The sequence below is a fragment of the Lacrimispora brassicae genome, assembly GCF_054772055.1.
In genome coordinates this window covers 1-17,251 of record NZ_BRYH01000062.1, presented here as the reverse complement: position 1 = coordinate 17,251, position 17,251 = coordinate 1, and the positions used below count along the sequence as shown (strand labels likewise).

16 protein-coding genes and 1 other annotated feature are annotated in these 17,251 nt (G+C 43.2%); all 16 genes read right to left on the bottom strand.

Annotated features, from left to right (window positions below; all coding sequences use genetic code 11):
* Positions 1–217 precede the first annotated feature (217 nt).
* Positions 218–1,063: a hypothetical protein gene (locus ACYVD3_RS26195; protein WP_460645443.1), complete on the bottom strand. Its 846-nt coding sequence runs from the start codon at positions 1,061–1,063 to the stop codon at positions 218–220.
* 597 nt (positions 1,064–1,660) lie between these two features.
* Complete coding sequence (locus ACYVD3_RS26190) at positions 1,661–1,990, bottom strand: Fic family protein (protein WP_460645442.1); 330 nt, start codon at positions 1,988–1,990, stop codon at positions 1,661–1,663.
* A complete protein-coding gene (locus ACYVD3_RS26185; RefSeq protein ID WP_460645441.1) occupies positions 1,983–2,246 on the bottom strand; it encodes a type II toxin-antitoxin system RelB/DinJ family antitoxin in 264 nt (87 codons plus the stop codon). Before ACYVD3_RS26185 ends, ACYVD3_RS26190 begins: the two co-directional genes overlap by 8 nt.
* A gap of 201 nt (positions 2,247–2,447) precedes the next feature.
* Positions 2,448–2,879: a single-stranded DNA-binding protein gene (locus tag ACYVD3_RS26180; protein ID WP_460645440.1), complete on the bottom strand. Its 432-nt coding sequence runs from the start codon at positions 2,877–2,879 to the stop codon at positions 2,448–2,450.
* A gap of 57 nt (positions 2,880–2,936) precedes the next feature.
* Positions 2,937–7,121: an Ig-like domain-containing protein gene (locus ACYVD3_RS26175; protein WP_460645439.1), complete on the bottom strand. Its 4,185-nt coding sequence runs from the start codon at positions 7,119–7,121 to the stop codon at positions 2,937–2,939.
* Between the two features lie 113 nt (positions 7,122–7,234).
* On the bottom strand, positions 7,235–7,594 hold the full coding sequence (locus tag ACYVD3_RS26170) for a hypothetical protein (RefSeq protein WP_460645438.1): 360 nt from the start codon (positions 7,592–7,594) through the stop codon (positions 7,235–7,237).
* Between the two features lie 9 nt (positions 7,595–7,603).
* The gene (locus tag ACYVD3_RS26165) at positions 7,604–9,979 is read right to left on the bottom strand and encodes a DUF6273 domain-containing protein (protein ID WP_460645437.1); all 2,376 of its coding nucleotides are present in this window, start codon (positions 9,977–9,979) and stop codon (positions 7,604–7,606) included.
* 1,759 nt (positions 9,980–11,738) lie between these two features.
* Complete coding sequence (locus ACYVD3_RS26160) at positions 11,739–12,458, bottom strand: polysaccharide deacetylase family protein (RefSeq protein ID WP_460645436.1); 720 nt, start codon at positions 12,456–12,458, stop codon at positions 11,739–11,741.
* 511 nt (positions 12,459–12,969) lie between these two features.
* Positions 12,970–13,173 carry a cold-shock protein gene (locus ACYVD3_RS26155; RefSeq protein ID WP_158377501.1) on the bottom strand — a complete coding sequence of 68 codons (204 nt, stop codon included), beginning with the start codon at positions 13,171–13,173 and terminating at the stop codon, positions 12,970–12,972.
* 255 nt (positions 13,174–13,428) lie between these two features.
* Positions 13,429–13,797, bottom strand: coding sequence for a 50S ribosomal protein L7/L12 (gene rplL, locus ACYVD3_RS26150; protein WP_460645435.1), 369 nt, complete (start codon positions 13,795–13,797; stop codon positions 13,429–13,431).
* 118 nt (positions 13,798–13,915) lie between these two features.
* Entirely contained in the window at positions 13,916–14,419 is a 504-nt protein-coding gene (gene rplJ, locus ACYVD3_RS26145; RefSeq protein WP_460645434.1) for a 50S ribosomal protein L10, read from the bottom strand.
* A gap of 59 nt (positions 14,420–14,478) precedes the next feature.
* Positions 14,479–14,622 (bottom strand) — a sequence feature (ribosomal protein L10 leader region).
* Between the two features lie 40 nt (positions 14,623–14,662).
* A complete protein-coding gene (gene rplA, locus ACYVD3_RS26140) occupies positions 14,663–15,358 on the bottom strand; it encodes a 50S ribosomal protein L1 (protein ID WP_460645433.1) in 696 nt (231 codons plus the stop codon).
* Positions 15,359–15,516: 158 nt separating this feature from the next.
* On the bottom strand, positions 15,517–15,945 hold the full coding sequence (gene rplK, locus ACYVD3_RS26135; protein WP_013271145.1) for a 50S ribosomal protein L11: 429 nt from the start codon (positions 15,943–15,945) through the stop codon (positions 15,517–15,519).
* A gap of 85 nt (positions 15,946–16,030) precedes the next feature.
* Positions 16,031–16,546: a transcription termination/antitermination protein NusG gene (nusG, locus tag ACYVD3_RS26130; protein ID WP_460645432.1), complete on the bottom strand. Its 516-nt coding sequence runs from the start codon at positions 16,544–16,546 to the stop codon at positions 16,031–16,033.
* A 23-nt stretch (positions 16,547–16,569) separates the two neighbouring features.
* On the bottom strand, positions 16,570–16,773 hold the full coding sequence (gene secE, locus ACYVD3_RS26125) for a preprotein translocase subunit SecE (protein ID WP_460645431.1): 204 nt from the start codon (positions 16,771–16,773) through the stop codon (positions 16,570–16,572).
* A 105-nt stretch (positions 16,774–16,878) separates the two neighbouring features.
* Positions 16,879–17,028 carry a 50S ribosomal protein L33 gene (gene rpmG / locus ACYVD3_RS26120; RefSeq protein WP_013271142.1) on the bottom strand — a complete coding sequence of 50 codons (150 nt, stop codon included), beginning with the start codon at positions 17,026–17,028 and terminating at the stop codon, positions 16,879–16,881.
* Positions 17,029–17,251 lie beyond the last annotated feature (223 nt).

The following is a 17,251-nucleotide window of genomic DNA, read 5'->3' as shown; positions in this document are numbered from 1 at the left end:
ACCCCAGGAATTAAAAACATCTGGAGGTAAATACGTAAATATGGGTGTTAAAAACAGAATGGCAGTAAGTAATCCTGCAATTTTCCGATTTAGTTTCTTAATATTTATCCAATTTCTGATCATCTATTCTCCTTATTTTTTCTCCCACTGTTTTGAGCAAAGAAAAAAAGCTACCGATTATGATTAACCGATAGCTTCTCTCTATAATATTCAATACTTATTTAAATTTGATAAACGCAGCTCGTTCTCCGTAAATATAACCATAAGTAATATCGGGAAACTTTCCTTCCACGCTTGTTGGAATCTCATAGCTAGTTCCTTCACAGTATTTTCCTAGAAGTTGATAATTTCCAAGTGTATTTTTTTCATACACATCAGCTACAGTAAAGTAAGTATCTTTACTGGTTGGTTCATAAGCTAACCATACGCCATCCACTAAAAAAACCGGATAAGTATGGTTTACAGAACCCAGACTGCTTATAGGCAATCCAACACAGGCCGCTAACATACTTGCCGCGGAATCGTATCCACTGCAACTTGCTTTTCCTTCTACCAGACAACCATACGCATACTGGGTCCCATCCTGCATCCCGTACTGATCACTACTAACATAATAATCCGCCTGCGTAATTCTTTTTGCAATACGCACTGCCTTTTCATAATCGGTTGCATTTCTCCAGTCAAAGCTATTTAAAAAGTTTCGGACTTCTGTTGTCATGCGTTCTGATTTTTCCTGATCTACACCCTCCAAGCCTGTAGCTGGATAATCTGTAAGCTTTGCCATGACTGCTAAATCAATGCCACCTATGCTGTTAAGAGAAAGAGGATCTCTGTTTCTGATGGCAAGATCTAAAGCATATTGCATATGGCTATTGGCTTCGTAGAAAAAATTCTCTGGGTCACTCTTCCAAGCAGTTTCACCAGTAACCGGACTGGTCACAAACCATGATTCCATATAGCCTTTTAAGGGGTATTGCGGATCATACGTATCTGCAAAGGAAGTTATTGCTGTTCCAATCACTAACATTGCTGACATTGCTGCCACTAATAATTTCTTTTTCATACTCATATCCTCCTTTAAAAATCTATTTTACAAATCTCTGATTTGACAACTTTAAAAATTCGTGTTATTCTAAAGGTACAAAAGGTAGCCAACTCCACAGAGTGGCTTCCAAATTATTGATTAATCATTTAAAAATAATCACCAATGCTTTGGTCGGCTGGGTGATTATTTTTTTGTACCTTTGTCATTGTGTTTCACGTATGTAAGTATTGCAATGATTAACGCTGCAACATTTATGATTACCATAAATTCCTCATATGTGTTCACAATCACCACCCCCTTTCGGAGATGGAAACCACCCGGCAGATTGACTACCACAATAATGATACCATATTATGGTAGCTTTTACAATTTTTACTTATAATTCCATTCCCCTATTTCTACCTGGAACAAAACGTTTTTTAGAACAAGATCACGATTTCTTAAACGGGATTCCCCACCCGAAAGCAAATTTTTATAGAAACTTTCAAGATACTGGTTTGTTTCCGTGATTCCATTCTTGTAGTCAGCAAAGTTTGCTCTCACAAGTACATTTTGGAAATATTGACTGTAATCCTTAAACATGGTGTTGTCTACCTGGAAGGCCATATTATTTAGTTAGCATTCCATAAATACTGCTGTCGTTCTGGTATTTCCATCCATAAACGTATGTGACTTCCAGATGGAGGAAGCAAATGAGGCAATTCTTTTTATCATCTTACCCTCAGTAAGTCCGGCATGATTGTAGATATCTTTAAAAAGTTTTCTATGAATTGCCTTAAGTGAAGCTATTTTTAATGGATAACCTGGACTGTCGAGAATATGTGCTATTCTGGCAGTAACAAGGTCAGCCTCTTTGTTACCATTCTGGCTGTCCTCTGCGGTTTCACTTTCATACCGTTTATACCGCAAATCTTCCCATCCTTCATCCAACCATGCCTTAATCATCCAGCGTGATCTCATGAACCGTACCGCCAGTGGATTCCATCTGGTCTATATATTTCCGTAAACGTGCCATGTCTTCAGCTGAATAGAATGGATCACTTCCAGTTCTGGTTGTAACTGCAAATGGAATTCCACCTTCTCCCACCGCTTGACTGATGAATATATTGACTGCTGAAGAAAAATTCATCTCCAAGGCATTAAACAGCTTTTCCACATCTTCCTTTAGGTTATCGTTAACTCTAATATTGATCTGCGCCATATTCAACACTCCTTTAATATATATATCTAATATTATTAGATGTCATTTATATAACAACTGTCAATCACTATATATTAAAAAGTAGCATTTTGTATTTCTTTCAGCCATAAAACTTTCCTTTCATTGCTTTAAGACTTTTATTCTATCGGTTAATCATATTCGATTTTCAATGTACTGTTTACTACGAAGTATGTAACTACCTTAATTAAATGGTAAGTCTGGATCATCCACTCCCTCTGACATGTTCATAAATCCGTCCCCTGCACCACCAGATGGGGCCGGCCTGGAATTATCAGAAGAAGTATTTTTTCTATCAGCAAATTCCTGTTCTTCCACAATAATATCTGTTGTATATACTTTAACTCCTTCCTTATTCGTATAACTTCCAGTCTGAATTCTTCCGGAAATCAGTATTCTCATACCCTGATGAAAATACTTTTCTGCAAACTCTCCTGTCCTGTCAAATGCGACACAGTTTATAAAATCTGCTGTCTGCTCATTACCCTCCTGATTCCTGCGGCCTCTGCGGTCAACTGCAAGAGTATACCTTGTAACTGCCATAGTACGCTCTCCCTGAGAATACTTGACATCGGGATCACGGGTTAATCTCCCCATTAAAATTACACGATTCATATCTTCCTCCTCTCCTCCTCTGCCTTTTTAGCAGAGGAGATGTGTTTTCAAAGTGTTTTACTGTATCCATTGGCCTTTCTCATTTACTGCATAACCATCTGGTGTAATGGTATTGGTCAGAAGTCTACCTCTTATTCCGTCAGAAACCGGATTAAAGTAATACCAGGCTCCTTCTACAGCGTGCCCCGCTTCATCGGGTATGTGCTGCCATCCGGTAAGCATCTGCCCCTGTGTTCCATCAGAAGCTGCTTTTAAGTAATAAATATTTCCGTCTGTATCCGTATACCACCCCAATACCATAAATCCGTCCTTGTCAAACCGGAACCATGAAGCTTTTTCCTGATCCCCTGTTGCATATGGGTTGCTGATATAGGCCCATTCATTTGTGTACGTCCGCTCTGAGGCAAAAATCCATTTTCCATTTGCCGTCTGCGTCCAGATTCCCGTCACAGCCCCGGCTGGAGCTGCCGGTCCCTGGGTGTTTCCTGCGGTCGTTACTCCTACGGATCGGCCTCCTCCGCCTGAAGAACCTTTACCGCCTCCGCCTCCGGAAGAACTGCTGGAAGTCGTGTTATCCACTACTTTGAAATTAAGGGTTACAATTACCGGATCGGATTGCTTTCCATCACTGGTAGCTGCATGGATCACAGCCGTTATGGTTCCGGTATACGGAGGCTTTGCCATGGCATCCTTGATCCAACTGGCGATGACCTCCTGCTTCTCATTGAGAACTATAGGAGCCACATTTCCTTCCTGATCCACTGTAAGGATTCCTTCATCAGAGGAACGCCATAAAATATTCTTTTTCTCCTGGCTTCCAGAATAAATGTAAGCATTGAATTTCTTACCTTCAATCCCACTCCAAGTGAGGACGGGATTATTTCTTTTTCCTGTTTTTGTAAGCACCAGGTCAAAGTGTTCTATCTCCCGGTCTGCCTCGATGCATTCTGCCTGGAAGGTTAAGGATACCTTACAGGCAGCCGCCTTCTGGCCGTCTTTTGTTACGGCTGTGATCTCCACTCTTTTTTCCGCCCGGTATGGTGCCTTTAATAATGCTTCTTTGATCCAGGCTGCTCCATCAACCGGGGTCACATTTCCTTCCTGATCCACCCTTACCGCTTCCGGATCGGAAGAGATCCAGGTAACTCTGCGGTCATAAGGTTTATGCTCTGGGGTATCCTCCACCTCCGGAAGAACGGCTGCTGACAGTTTTCTTGTCTCAAAGCCGGTCTTTTGGGCTGTTTCGGAGTGGGTATCTCCAGTCTTCTGATAACCAAGGCTGTAAGAAAGTATCGTCTTATCCAGGACAATTCCTTCCGGAATGATACGTGTCTGGTCGTTGGTAACAAACTTTACTGACACCTGGCATGTAGCTGAAGCCTGATTTCCCAGCTTATCCTTTCCATTTACCGTAACAGCCACCTCCCGGCTTCCGGTCCCGGATATCTTTGCATACTTATCACTCTCCCGGATTCCATTATCCGTTGCCATGATATTCCTGATCCAGGCAGAATCCTTTAAAGCTGAAACTGATGCTTCCCGGTAAGCTTGGCTGTCCTGAGATACGAAAATTACTGCCGGGTCCGAACTTGTCCAGGTTACTTCATCCCTGGAAAAAAAGTCCGGTGTAAAGGTTGCCGTTAATGACTGGGGAGCTGTTACCGTCACCGTTTCCTGGGGATTGGTCCTGGCCCCGGTTAAGTTCCTTGTTACGGTAAGGTCAAGGGCCTGTTTATCAAGTGCCGCCCCTTCCGTTGCTACCAGGGTATTGTCAAGAATCTGGAATGTAACATTGATCCGGCTATTTGCCGTACAAGGCTTACCCTCAAAGGAAGCGGAGGGCCTGGTCTGGGCAGTAAGTACCGCAACACCGCCGTTCTGGTGACCAGTTCCATAAATCGTGTTGGGGATTTTATACTGGTAGTTTCCATCCGCCTGGGTTCTTTCTGCCGCCTCAATGATGCTTGTAAAAAAGGAGGAAGAAAGATTTAAGGAAAGACTGGCAGATTTGGCTGTATAGCCATCCGTTCTTTCATCATCGTTTTTCGCCAAGCTTATAAGCTGAGGATCGTCAACGCTCCACTTCACCCGGTTGTCCTCCACATCATTGTTGACATCAATAATGGCTTTGATATTCACTGGTTGAACTTCGGTTCCTTGCTCCAACACCCCGTTGATATAACGGGCAATGAGCTTTCCTTCCTTGTTCCGGATCTCCGTGGTCTTTACCGGATTCTTGCGGTTACCGGTTCTGGTCTGTGTTACCGCAAAGGTATAGTTTTCCGGCTCAACCTTGATAGATACAGCCACCTTTTTATAAACCGCTGATACGGATATATCCTCCTGGGGCATGGAAAAAATGTAGGCATGGCTGCTGTCTGAATAGGTGGTACTCGTCTTTATTCCTTTTCCGTTGGTGTAGGTTGGGGCCCCCTCTATCTGAAACTTTTCCGTATCCGTATTTTTAGGAGCTGTTGTCACACTGACCGTTGTCCCGGCTGCAATGGCTCCCCGGTGTTCCTTATTAAGCGACTTGGAGTACTGAGAGCTTCCCCTTACCTCCAAGGTGGCAATATCATAAAAGTTCTGACCATTCGCTACCGTATCGATCTGGTTCACATTCAACAGATATCCTCTCACTGGACGGCCCAGAGAATTGGGGGCAAAATGATCCAGGGTAAAGTCTCCGCTTTCCTCGTCCATAACGGTCAGGATGCCATCCTCTAATTCCTCATAGAAATACCGGTCTGAGATAGTCTTTTTCGCTCCGCCCTGCACCAGGGTGCAATATAGATCCCCGGTATGCCAGTATCCTACATGAGCAGCATAGGTAAAGTCATTATCGTCGTTGATCTCTGATCCGCACACATTGGCGCTGATCTTGCTCTCGGAATCCGCAAACAGATAAGCCACATCCTCTATGTAATTAAAGTTTGTTGCAGCTCCCTTTCTGGTTCCGATAAAAGTCCCCTCCCTCGCCATGGACCCAAGCTGAGAGTTTCCGATAATTCCCTCGAACCGTGCCATCTTTAATTTCCCGGCTGCATATCTTCCGGTGATGCCGCCGATGGCCGTTGAATGATAGCCACCAATAGTTCCGCTCACATGGGTATTGTAAATATAGGCTGCATTCTGATATCCAACGATCCCGCCAATATAGCCGGTCCCCTGGATTCTGGCCGTGGTTCCGTCTCCAGTGGAAACATCACAATCCACAATATAGGAATCTGATGCAATTCCCGCGATCCCACCGGCATAAATCACATCTGCCCCGCCTGTTGCATCGATCATCACTTTTTCACAGGTGGCATTTTCAATGACGGTACCGCTAATCTCTCCGGCAATTCCGCCGGCAACGCCAGTGGAACGAATATAAGCGTTTTTCACGGTAATGTTCCGGATCTTAGAATCCTCTGCATATCCAGCCACAACCCCGGTTCGGTCCTTTCCTTTAATCTCGCTGCCGTCTGGAACGATGGTCACGTCATGGATTGATGTATCAATGACTGTCCCGAAAAGCCCGACATTGTTATAACCAGCAAAGGACGTAAGCTTTAAATTCTTAATGGTATATCCCTTCCCGTCAAACTCACCACTAAAGGGATAGGGCACTATTCCAGTGCTTTCCGAAGAATCCCGGTAAAAGCCAATGGGAATCCAGTCCACTCCCTGTAAGTCAATGTTTCCTCCAAGGGCAAAATAGCATCCGGAATAGTCACCGGCATACTTTGTTCCTTCGGCTTCCAGGACCATCATTCCCATGGCAGTCAGCTCAGAAAGGCCCATGAGCTGTTCCCTGTTCTTGATAAGGAACGGCTTTTCTTTTGTTCCCTCTCCCTGACTTCCGCTCAAAAATTCAAAGCTGGTCTTTCCCACCCAGGCATCCCAGATATCTCCCAGGGAGCTGTAAGCGACAGCCGTTACCGCCATTTTAGCGGGGAGGACTGTTAATGGAGTCTCTTTTTGTATCGCTTCTGCTTCGGAAGAGGTGGCTTCTTTTAAATCCTTTTCCTCCTTTTCATCTGTTTCTAAGGCAGATTCCAACTCCTCGCCGGTTTTTCTCTCTTCCACAACATCCTCATTGGCCCCTGTATCCCGGTCCGCCTCAGAAGGGGTAGCTGTCTGAATGATTCCTTCTACGGTTTTCCCGTCCTCTCCATATACCGCCCACGGCGGTACTGCTGTTATTGCCAGGGCGGCACACATAATATACGCCAGCCTTCTTGTCCATCTTTTTCTCATTCTTCCTCCTTGACTAATTGATCCAAACACCATTTTCATCTACTAGTTATCCATCTAGAGTTCTTTCATTTTATACATGGAAACATAGGCCTACCATTCTTAGGATCATATTTTCACTTTGTACTGTTACTGCCAAAATAGATCTGTTTTTCATTTTCCGGTATAAGGCAGTACCATTTCCCATCAATGTTCTGCCAGCCAATAAGCATCTCTGTGACGCTTGGGTCAAAGAAATAACCTTTATCATCCATTGACTCATAATTCCAGCTAATTAATGCAGCCCCAAACTTGACTCCTGGTTCTTTGTTGAGCTTATGCCAGGTCTTTTCCCCTTCCAGATACCAGTCATAGCTTAATATTCCATCGAAATCCACGTGATATTTCTGTTCCGGATTCACCGCAAGAACATGACCGAAGAAGAAACCGGATAATGCCAATACAGCAATTCCAAATAAAATAATAATGATTCCCATAAATTCCTCCTATCCCTGGGGGACCGCCATTGCTGGCCGGATTCCAAAGCCCGTCTCTTTTACACTTACCGGCTGAATACTCCCATCTACCAGGCTGACCGCATAGATCCCGTCTCCATAAAGGAAATCATTCAATCCTCCATCCTGTGGGGTACGAAGATAGTATCCCTTTGAATAAGCGGAAACCTGCGATTCCGGATTGTTTGTTTCACTCCCGTTAAACCTCCAGAGAGCATCCCTGTATTTAAGCGCCTCATCCACTGACAAAATGAATGCTCTGTCCTGCAAAAGCTGGAACATTTCTTTCCTGGCCATCAGACTATTATCATTTAGCTGCTCATAGCTTCCCTTCCACGTGGCTCCTATGTATGACCTGGTAATCCCAATATAAGTTTCCTGGACAAAATCATCTGCCACATGATCCAGAAGCCATTCCCGAATATTGGAGTATTTATAATTGTTATTAATCCCAAAACTCAGTATCTTTGCCACTCCGTCAATATCCGACCGGATCACACTGTCACAGAGAAACAGCGCCGTTCGCTGACTGTTACCCATGGCATCTTCATAATCTTCATCAATGCAGCGGAATAAATAAACCTTGTTTCCAATGGTCCGGGCCTGTACATCGCCGATTCGGTAATGCACGGCTTCCGGTGTTTCGCCAGTCGGTTTATAACAGACATCACAGGTTCCGTCGTGGTCTGCATCCATATGTCCAGCCGCCGGCAGTATCACCGTTTCTTCCTTTCCGCACTTCTTGCAGCGGACCGTTTCATGGCCGTTTGACCTACATGTGGTATTGACTTTATCCGTAACCTGATAATTGTGGCTGCAAGTGCTTTCTTCATAGGTTTTTTCAAACCCCACTCTCATTACCGTGTATCTTTCGTAAGCTATGGTAAACTCATCCATAACCAGCTCAGACAGGTTCTTAATGTTCTGAAATGTCTGTCCTACGATCACGCCACTTGGTACATGCCTTTTTGCAATGAGATAGACTTCCTGCCGTTCCGTACCATCAGCCATTGACACCAGGTTAAGAAGCCTTTCGTTGCTTTCCTCTATACTCTCAGTAACGATCTGTCGGTCTGACGGCTCCCTGCAGCCAAGCTTCATATCCGCTTTCTTTGCAATTCCCAGCCATTTTTCCAGTCTGGCTTTGGCCTCCTGATCCGGGTCAGATTCCTCTGAGTGACGTTCCCCTTTCTCAAATTCAATGAAATATTTCTGAATTCCATTGCCGTTCACAGTGACGCTCCAGGGACTTGAAACAAGGGAATGATAATAGTACCGGTCTGTTCCCAAGATAGTTTCCGGAAAGTCAATGACAAGCGGCCTCCCATCTTCTGTCCGCCCCTGCTGGGTTTTCAATATCTCATTGCTGTGATCCCCTCTTTCAACAAAATAGATATTCCAATCAACCTTCCGGGCTTCCGAAGGGGAAGCTGGACTTTCCTTCTCGTAATAGACGTTTAGAATCATGGAATCGCTGATCAGCTTAAAGCCTTCCTTCTGTCCATTGCATAGCTTATACCCATCAATAACCGGCTGTATGACTGCAATCATTCTCCCCTCCGTTCCCACTCCTGCCATCGTATGCAGTATTGTGTTATTTTCAATATCCATATACCGCACGGTGTATCTGTATTGTTTTTCTTCCACATCCGGTTCCTTAACTTCCTCTGTGGATTCCTCCGGCGCCGGAATTCCCGGCTTAGCTTCCGGTTTCTGCTCACCAGCCTCCGGATTTCCTGGCTTAGCTTCCGGTTCCTGCTCACCAGTCTCTGGATTTCCCGGCTTAACTTCCGGTTCCGGTTCACCAGTCTCCGGATTTCCCGGTTCATTCTCCGGCCCGGAACTGCCTCCCCGTCTTCCGGATCCACCTCCACCCCCGGACAATTTACCTGCCAATGCTGTCTTTTCAGCACTTGCTGTACGTATACCTTTTCCCGCCACATACTGTACCCTTCCGTTTTCATTGATCCAGGCTCCCGAAGCATCTACGAAATACCCATCCGGCGTCCTTTCGTTTATGTACATGGCTCCTTCGGGATAATTTTTTCCAGGCTGATCGGTCAGATAATAACAGTGTCCGTCAATCCATTGCCAACCGGTAAGCATGTTTCCTTTTGATCCATTTGATACTGTGTTTAAAAAATACCATTTGCCCGCAATCATCTGCCATCCGGTAGCCATATAACCGGCATCACCAAAATAATACCAGGCCCCATCAATCAGCTTCCAGGCATTCCTTTCAAAAATCCGGTTTTCCTCATACAGCCAGTGATTTTCCTTTTGTATCCAGCCGCCATGGCTTGACATGGGAAAACTTATCACCCCTAATACTGCACTCAATAAAGCAAAACATCTTTTTTTACTCATTACGAACTTTCATCACTCCTTCTATAATTGTTCTTTCTCCTGTCAAACCAACTTTTTTCTACGATGAAACCTACAGATACCCAATTACCGCTTTCGACCGCGGGAATCTCCCGGGTTAAATGATGCAGAACAGCGTGCAGCAAGACTTACAGACTGTCAGTGCAGGAAAGATATATGGCCTCTGCTGAAAAACAAAAGCTGTCTTCTGGAGAAAAGTTTTATGACCATTTTATTTCAAATTTACGGATAAAAATTATGGGAAACAAACGATGAATTGAATGAAAAATCCCACTTCACAGCCTGGCAAACCAGTGCAGTATAAGGCACTGAATACGTCCATAAGGGAATGAAGGGAAAAGAAGGGGAAGATATGAATAGTAAATCGGGAATAAGAACCAGAAGATAACACATGTTTAAAGGATATGATATTTGCCGCAATCAATAAGTTCCATGAAACTTATTGGCAGCTTTCAGGAAATCCAAAATGCACTGCCGCTTTCAGACAGTCGCTTTATATGTAATAAATTGCTTGAAAAATTATTTCACAAACACCTCTCAGTCATAAAACTACCACTTATCATTGATGCCTGAACTCGTAAATGCAATCAATAATAAAAAACTGCAGATGCATGAGACAGAATTAAAAATACCGAAAAAATTTCCAAAAACCAATACGCCATAATTGGAAGAACAGTAAAAGGCACAAGACAGCCCCTTATCACCAATGAAATGATAAACCGGGGTAAACAGGCCTGCCAAATGCAACTATCAAAAGTGCAATTCTGCAAAGCAAGTTCAGACATGAAAAAATATTTCCCCCACCTCATCAGATACAATTATTTAATACAGGAAACAGATTAAAACAGCATGGGATTTAAAAGAATTTTATTCAAAGAAAACCTATGGCAATGGGAACATTCCATAAGTTCCCGCCAGAATAAAGCAAAGATAGATATAAGAAGGAAAAAATAATTAAACAATAATAAATTATGGAACACACGCCCCATATAAAGCATACAGCCACTTACAAACTAAACAATGTTTTTTTAAGGAATATTGGTCGATGCTGACCTGAAAAATCAATTAATGACGAGAAACTCTCTTAACGAATGCAACTGCATACTTAAACATATGGAAGATAAAATAAGAACTAACCAGGCCTTCTTCCCTTCAGCAGAAAGAGATTCCCAGGCACCAGCTTAAAGAACAAATACCTCCTGATTCTCCAATCAGGCCAATCCTGGTTCTGGTTTTAAAATCTCCCTGTCCATTGGGCACCTTATTGAAAGAAAAAACTCCCTGCAATGCAAGGAGCCATCTAACCGTACATTTATTGCATCAAACGGTAAGAGGATTCACCCAAACTGCTTATCTACTGCACCTGCGACCAAATACTTCACAGGAAGCTTTCAGCCTACAATCACAGTATACAACAAACCGCGCAGAAAATCAACATGCTCATGAAGAATATGTACAAGCTGCATTATATCAACAATAAACACTTCCCCCGCAAAATAGCACAATTTTCCCAAATGATCTATGATCATAGAAAACCCCCAAAAATCCTCTGTCCATAACTGCTTTCATAGTTCCATAAGCTATTCACTTTCTGAACGTTATGAAAAGTGTATAAAATCCGCCTAACAGCGTTATGTCTACCCAAAACTCTCAGACTTCAAAGCCTCCATCACCCAGCTTCAAAATAAACCACTCATTCATCAAAATTCCGCAAACTCACTATCATCATATCCTATTCCAATCAATCCACCAGAAGCTCATCAACGGTAACAAAGGTATATCCCTGCTTCGACAAAACGTCGATCACCTCAAGAGCCGCTTCCACTGAGGTCGGATACACATCGTGAAGAAGAATGATATCTCCGGGTTCCACATGCTTTACAATATAACGCACCACTTTTTTGGTATTCTTTGATTTCCAGTCAAGTGGGTCTAAGTTCCATAACACCACCGTCATATTGGTCGTACACTCCAGTTCCTCATTCCAGGAACCATAGGGCGGGCGCAGATACTGAGGTCTTACTCCGGTGATTTCTTCGATCTGCCGGTTATTCTGTTCGATCTGCTGACAGGCAGTTCCTACCAACTCCTTGCTCATCTGAACATGGGTGTATCCATGGTTCCCGACTAAATGTCCATCCTCCTCCATCTGTTTCACAATGGCCTCTTTCCCCTCCACGTTTTCCCCAAGTAGAAAAAATGTGGCCTGGACCCCTCTTTCACGGAGCCCGTCAAGAAGCCTTGGCGTATAAACGGAATGAGGACCATCATCAAAGGTCAGGGCAATCTGCTTATCTCCAGAAAACTGACGCCTGACATCATCGATCTCCTCTTCATCCGCCCCTGCGGGAATAAACAGAGTATTCTTTACTTCCGTATATGATTGATGCATTGCTTTCGCAAAAATGATATCCAGTGCAAAAACAACCAGTAAACAGGCCGTTTTCCATCTTATTTTCATAATCCCATAAGCTCAGCTTTCTGTCATTATTAATAAATCTATGGAGTATTAGGGAAAAATAAAACCAAAACATTTCTGTCTTTTTCTATCTTTTCCCTTAAATGCCCCTACAACCAGGAAATATCCGCTGCGAAAAAGAGAATTTTATACACACCCTTATTGCTCCGTATCAACAGACCATAGTCCTTATCAATGACAGGAACATTCAGTCCGGCTTCAGCTCCTATTACAGATCAAATGATTGCGATATGCCCCCAGCTCCCATACACATTCCCATACTGGCCCCTGTGCCTCCTTTTACCGCCTCTCCTCCATTCCCCAAAATTTGGTGGGAGCAAACTCTTTTAAAAACACCTTCCCCGTTCCCGAAAGCAAAAAACATCCGCACCTGGACAAATGATCTGCAATGATAAAAAAACAAAACAGATTATTTTTTCCGACAAAAAAGAAAAGGCTGCTCTCATTTTAAATGAGAACAGCCCTTAAGCTTACATATAAGCTAAAGCTTTTCTTAAGCCATGCAAACGTTAACTGCCTGCAGACCACGATTTCCTTCTGTTGTTTCATAAGTTACTTTCTGGCCTTCTTCTAAAGTCTTGTAACCATCAGAAACAATGCCGGAAAAATGTACGAAAACTTCTTCGCCTGTTGCGTCATTTACGATGAAACCATATCCCTTAGCACCATTAAACCATTTTACTGTACCGTTGTTCATAACGTGTACCTCCTATAAAATAAAAAATATTTGATATATCGCCTGAAACAAAAAATCACATATTTTTGTAAATCATCATCCGAAAATAATGACTTACAAAAATATGTGAAATCATAACTCCATTCGATAATACAGATATATTCTACCCTGAATTTACAAAATTGTCAAGACTATTGTGCTATTTTAAACAAGAAAGGACAGGGTTCTGTCCCATTTAAATGAGACAAACCCTGTCCAAAACAACCGTAAAATAAATTATTTTAAGGTTACTTTTGCGCCTTCAGCTTCTAAGGAAGCCTTGATCTGCTCAGCCTCTTCCTTGGAAGCGCCAGCCTTTAATACCTTTGGTGCGCCGTCAACTACGTCTTTAGCTTCCTTTAAGCCTAAGCCGGTAGCTTCACGAACAACCTTGATAACTTTAACCTTGTTTGGACCAACTTCGGTTAATTCAACGTCGAATTCTGTCTTCTCTTCTTCTACTGCTGCAGGACCTGCTGCAACTACTACGCCTGCTGCTGCAGATACACCGAATTCTTCCTCACATGCCTTTACTAATTCGTTTAATTCTAATACAGATAATTCTTTAATAGCTTCCATAAATTCAGCTGTTGTTAACTTTGCCATGATAATATACCTCCGTATTTGATATGTTTATTTTTTAGGAAATTCGATTCGCCTTTGGCTCATCGAACGGCTGATTTTCTGACCTCAAGCGGGCCTTTGCCTGCTTTTATTAAGAAAATTATGCCTCTGCCGCTTCTCCGCCCTGAGCTTCTGCAATCTGCTTGAGAACGCGGGCAAAGTTTGTAATAGGAGACTGCATACTTCCAAGCAACTTTCCAAGAAGGATCTCTCTGGAAGGAATGCTGGAGATTTTCTCCATACCCTTTGCATCGTAATAAGCGCCTTCTACAACGCCGCCCTTGATCTCCAGGGCCGGAGCTGTCTTAGCGAACTCAGCCAGGATTCTTGCCGGAGCCGTTGCATCTGTCTTGGATACAGCGATTGCTGTAGGTCCTTCCAGAGATGGATCCAGTGCTTCAAATGCAGTACCCTTAGCTGCGAAACGGATCATAGTATTCTTATATACTTTGTAGGAAACACCGGCCTCTCTTAATTTCTTACGAAGTGCTGTGTCCTGAGCAACTGTGATACCGCGATAATCTACAACTACCGCTGTCTCAGCGCCGTCAAGTAATTCCTTGATCTCGCTTACAACTGGCTGTTTTAATTCAACTTTTGCCATTATGGTTTACCTCCTGTTTAGTCTGAACCTCACGGTTGCCCGCAAAGTCCGCTCGTATAAACCGCAAAGAAAAACCTCTCCGCCGGATGGACAGAGAGGTCTACAATTCATTTAAATAAAATGATTCTTGTATATTCCTCGGCAGGCGTTTACACCTTATGCCTTACGGCACCTGCTGTCTTCGGCAGTTAATACTGAAATAGTATAACATTATATATAATTAATGTCAACCACAAAACAAAACTAGTTCATTAACTTTGCTACGTTCAGCTTTACGCCAGGTCCCATAGTGGAAGCCAGTGTAACACTCTTTAAGTAAGAGCCCTTAACTGTACTTGGTCTTGCTTTGACGATTGCATCAATAAGCGTCTGGAAGTTGTCCGCTAACTGTTCTTCTGCGAAAGAAGCTTTTCCAACTGGCACGTGGATAATATTTGTCTTATCAAGTCTGTACTCAACCTTACCAGCTTTGATATCGTTGATTGCTTTTGTTACGTCCATGGTAACAGTACCAGCTTTTGGGTTGGGCATTAAGCCCTTTGGTCCCAGGACACGTCCCAGACGTCCAACAACACCCATCATATCTGGTGTAGCAACAACTACATCAAAATCCAACCAGCCTTCGTTCTGGATCTTCGGAATCAGTTCCTCAGCTCCAATATAATCTGCGCCTGCTGCCTGTGCTTCATCAGCCTTAGGGCCTTTAGCGAAAACTAAAATACGAACGGTCTTACCTGTACCGTGGGGAAGTACAACCGCACCACGGATCTGCTGGTCTGCGTGACGTCCGTCACAACCGGTTCTGATATGAGCTTCAATTGTTTCATCAAATTTAGCACTTGCATTCTGCTTAACTAAAGAGATTGCTGCTGTTGCATCGTAGAGAACAGAACGATCTACTGTTTTAGCTGCCTCTGCGTATCTTTTTCCTCTTTTCATTCTAAATAACCTCCTAGTGGTATTGTCGGGGATTTTCCCTCCCACGTTTTTAAAACTTCATCACTGCTATAATAAGGAAGTTCGATTCACCTAACGGCTCCTCGAACGGCTATTTTTCTAAATTCAAGCTGCGCTTACGCGCGCTTTCATTAAGGAAATTATGCCTCTACTACCGTGATACCCATACTTCTTGCGGTACCGGCGATCATGCTCATAGCTGTCTCAACGGATGCAGCATTTAAATCTGGCATCTTCAGTTCAGCGATCTTCTGTAATTCAGCCTTGGTAATTGTAGCTACCTTTGTCTTATTAGGAACTGCAGATCCTGATTTGATCTTGCAAGCCTTCTTAAGTAATACAGCAGCCGGCGGAGTCTTGGTTATGAAGCTAAAGCTTCTGTCAGCATAAACAGTGATAACAACCGGAATGATTAAATCTCCCTGATCAGCCGTTCTTGCGTTAAATTCCTTTGTAAACTGTACGATGTTTACACCATGCTGTCCAAGTGCCGGACCTACAGGAGGAGCTGGTGTAGCCTTTCCCGCTGGAATCTGCAATTTGATATATCCCGTTACTTTCTTTGCCATAATTAGGCACCTCCTAAATAAATGTGGTATTGTCGGGGATTTCCCTCCCACGAGCCTATACACCCGTATAAGCCGCTTTTACTTGTTACATCTTCTTTATCTCGCTGAAATTTAATTCTACCGGAGTCTCACGGCCGAACATCTCAACGCTCATGGTGATGGTTTTCTTACCTTCGTTGATGGACTTGATAGCACCAACTGTATCTTTCCATGCACCGGAAGTTACCACAATGGTATCTCCCTCTTCAAAGCCAATGATGATCTCTTCGTTCTTAAACCCAAGTTTCTCCATCTCTTCTTCTGTCAGAGGAACCGGTTTTGATCCAGGGCCTACAAAGCCTGTCACTCCACGGGTATTACGCACCACATACCATGTGTCGTCATTCATGACCATGTGAATCAGTACGTAGCCGGGGAACATCTTTTTATCGGCCTTTTTTTCAACGCCATTCTTCAGTTCAATGACGGATTCTAACGGAACCGATACTTCCAGAATCTGATCCTGCAAGTTTCTGTTTTCGATTGTTTTCTCAATATCGACTTTTACTTTGTTCTCATAACCTGAATAGGTATGGACTACATACCAATGTGTTTCTGACATAAACTCACCTTAACCCTTACGAATTATAAGACAAAACTGAGACCAAACTTGATGATCAGATCAACAATCGCAATAATCAATCCTAAAGCAATCGCTGATGACATAACAGCGATCGTCTGTTTCGTTACGGTTTCTTTGTCAGGCCAAACGATTTTCGCAAACTCAGCTTTCAGACCCTTAAAAAAGCTCTTCTTCTGTGCACTCTCGTTGTTCACTGTATCTCCCATAATTTGCCTCCTAATGAAGTAAGCGGATATGCTTGCATATCCAGTTGCTTCACAAATTTAAGGTTGGAAGACTTTCTTTCAACCTTCACGTCCTTTACAAACTGATTACTTCGTTTCCTTGTGCATCGTATGGCTCTTACAGAATCTACAGTACTTCTTTGTTTCCATTCTGTCCGGATGAGTCTTCTTATCCTTGGTCATGTTGTAATTACGCTGTTTGCATTCAGTACATGCCAGTGTGATTTTTGTGCGCACGACTTCCACCTCCACTTAATTTTTCGTTGTTGTGTTTCAGTCTCTTCCCCTGCTGCAAGTAATTTTGAGCATAAAAAAAAGACCTAAGCTCTTCCATTCGCCCAATTACTATAACATATGAGGCAGAATTCGTCAATCTTTTTTTATGAAAAACTATGGTATTTACGGTATTTCGCCATTATATCATGAATGCAGAGAAATTGCAAGTCTGGCCGGGGAATAA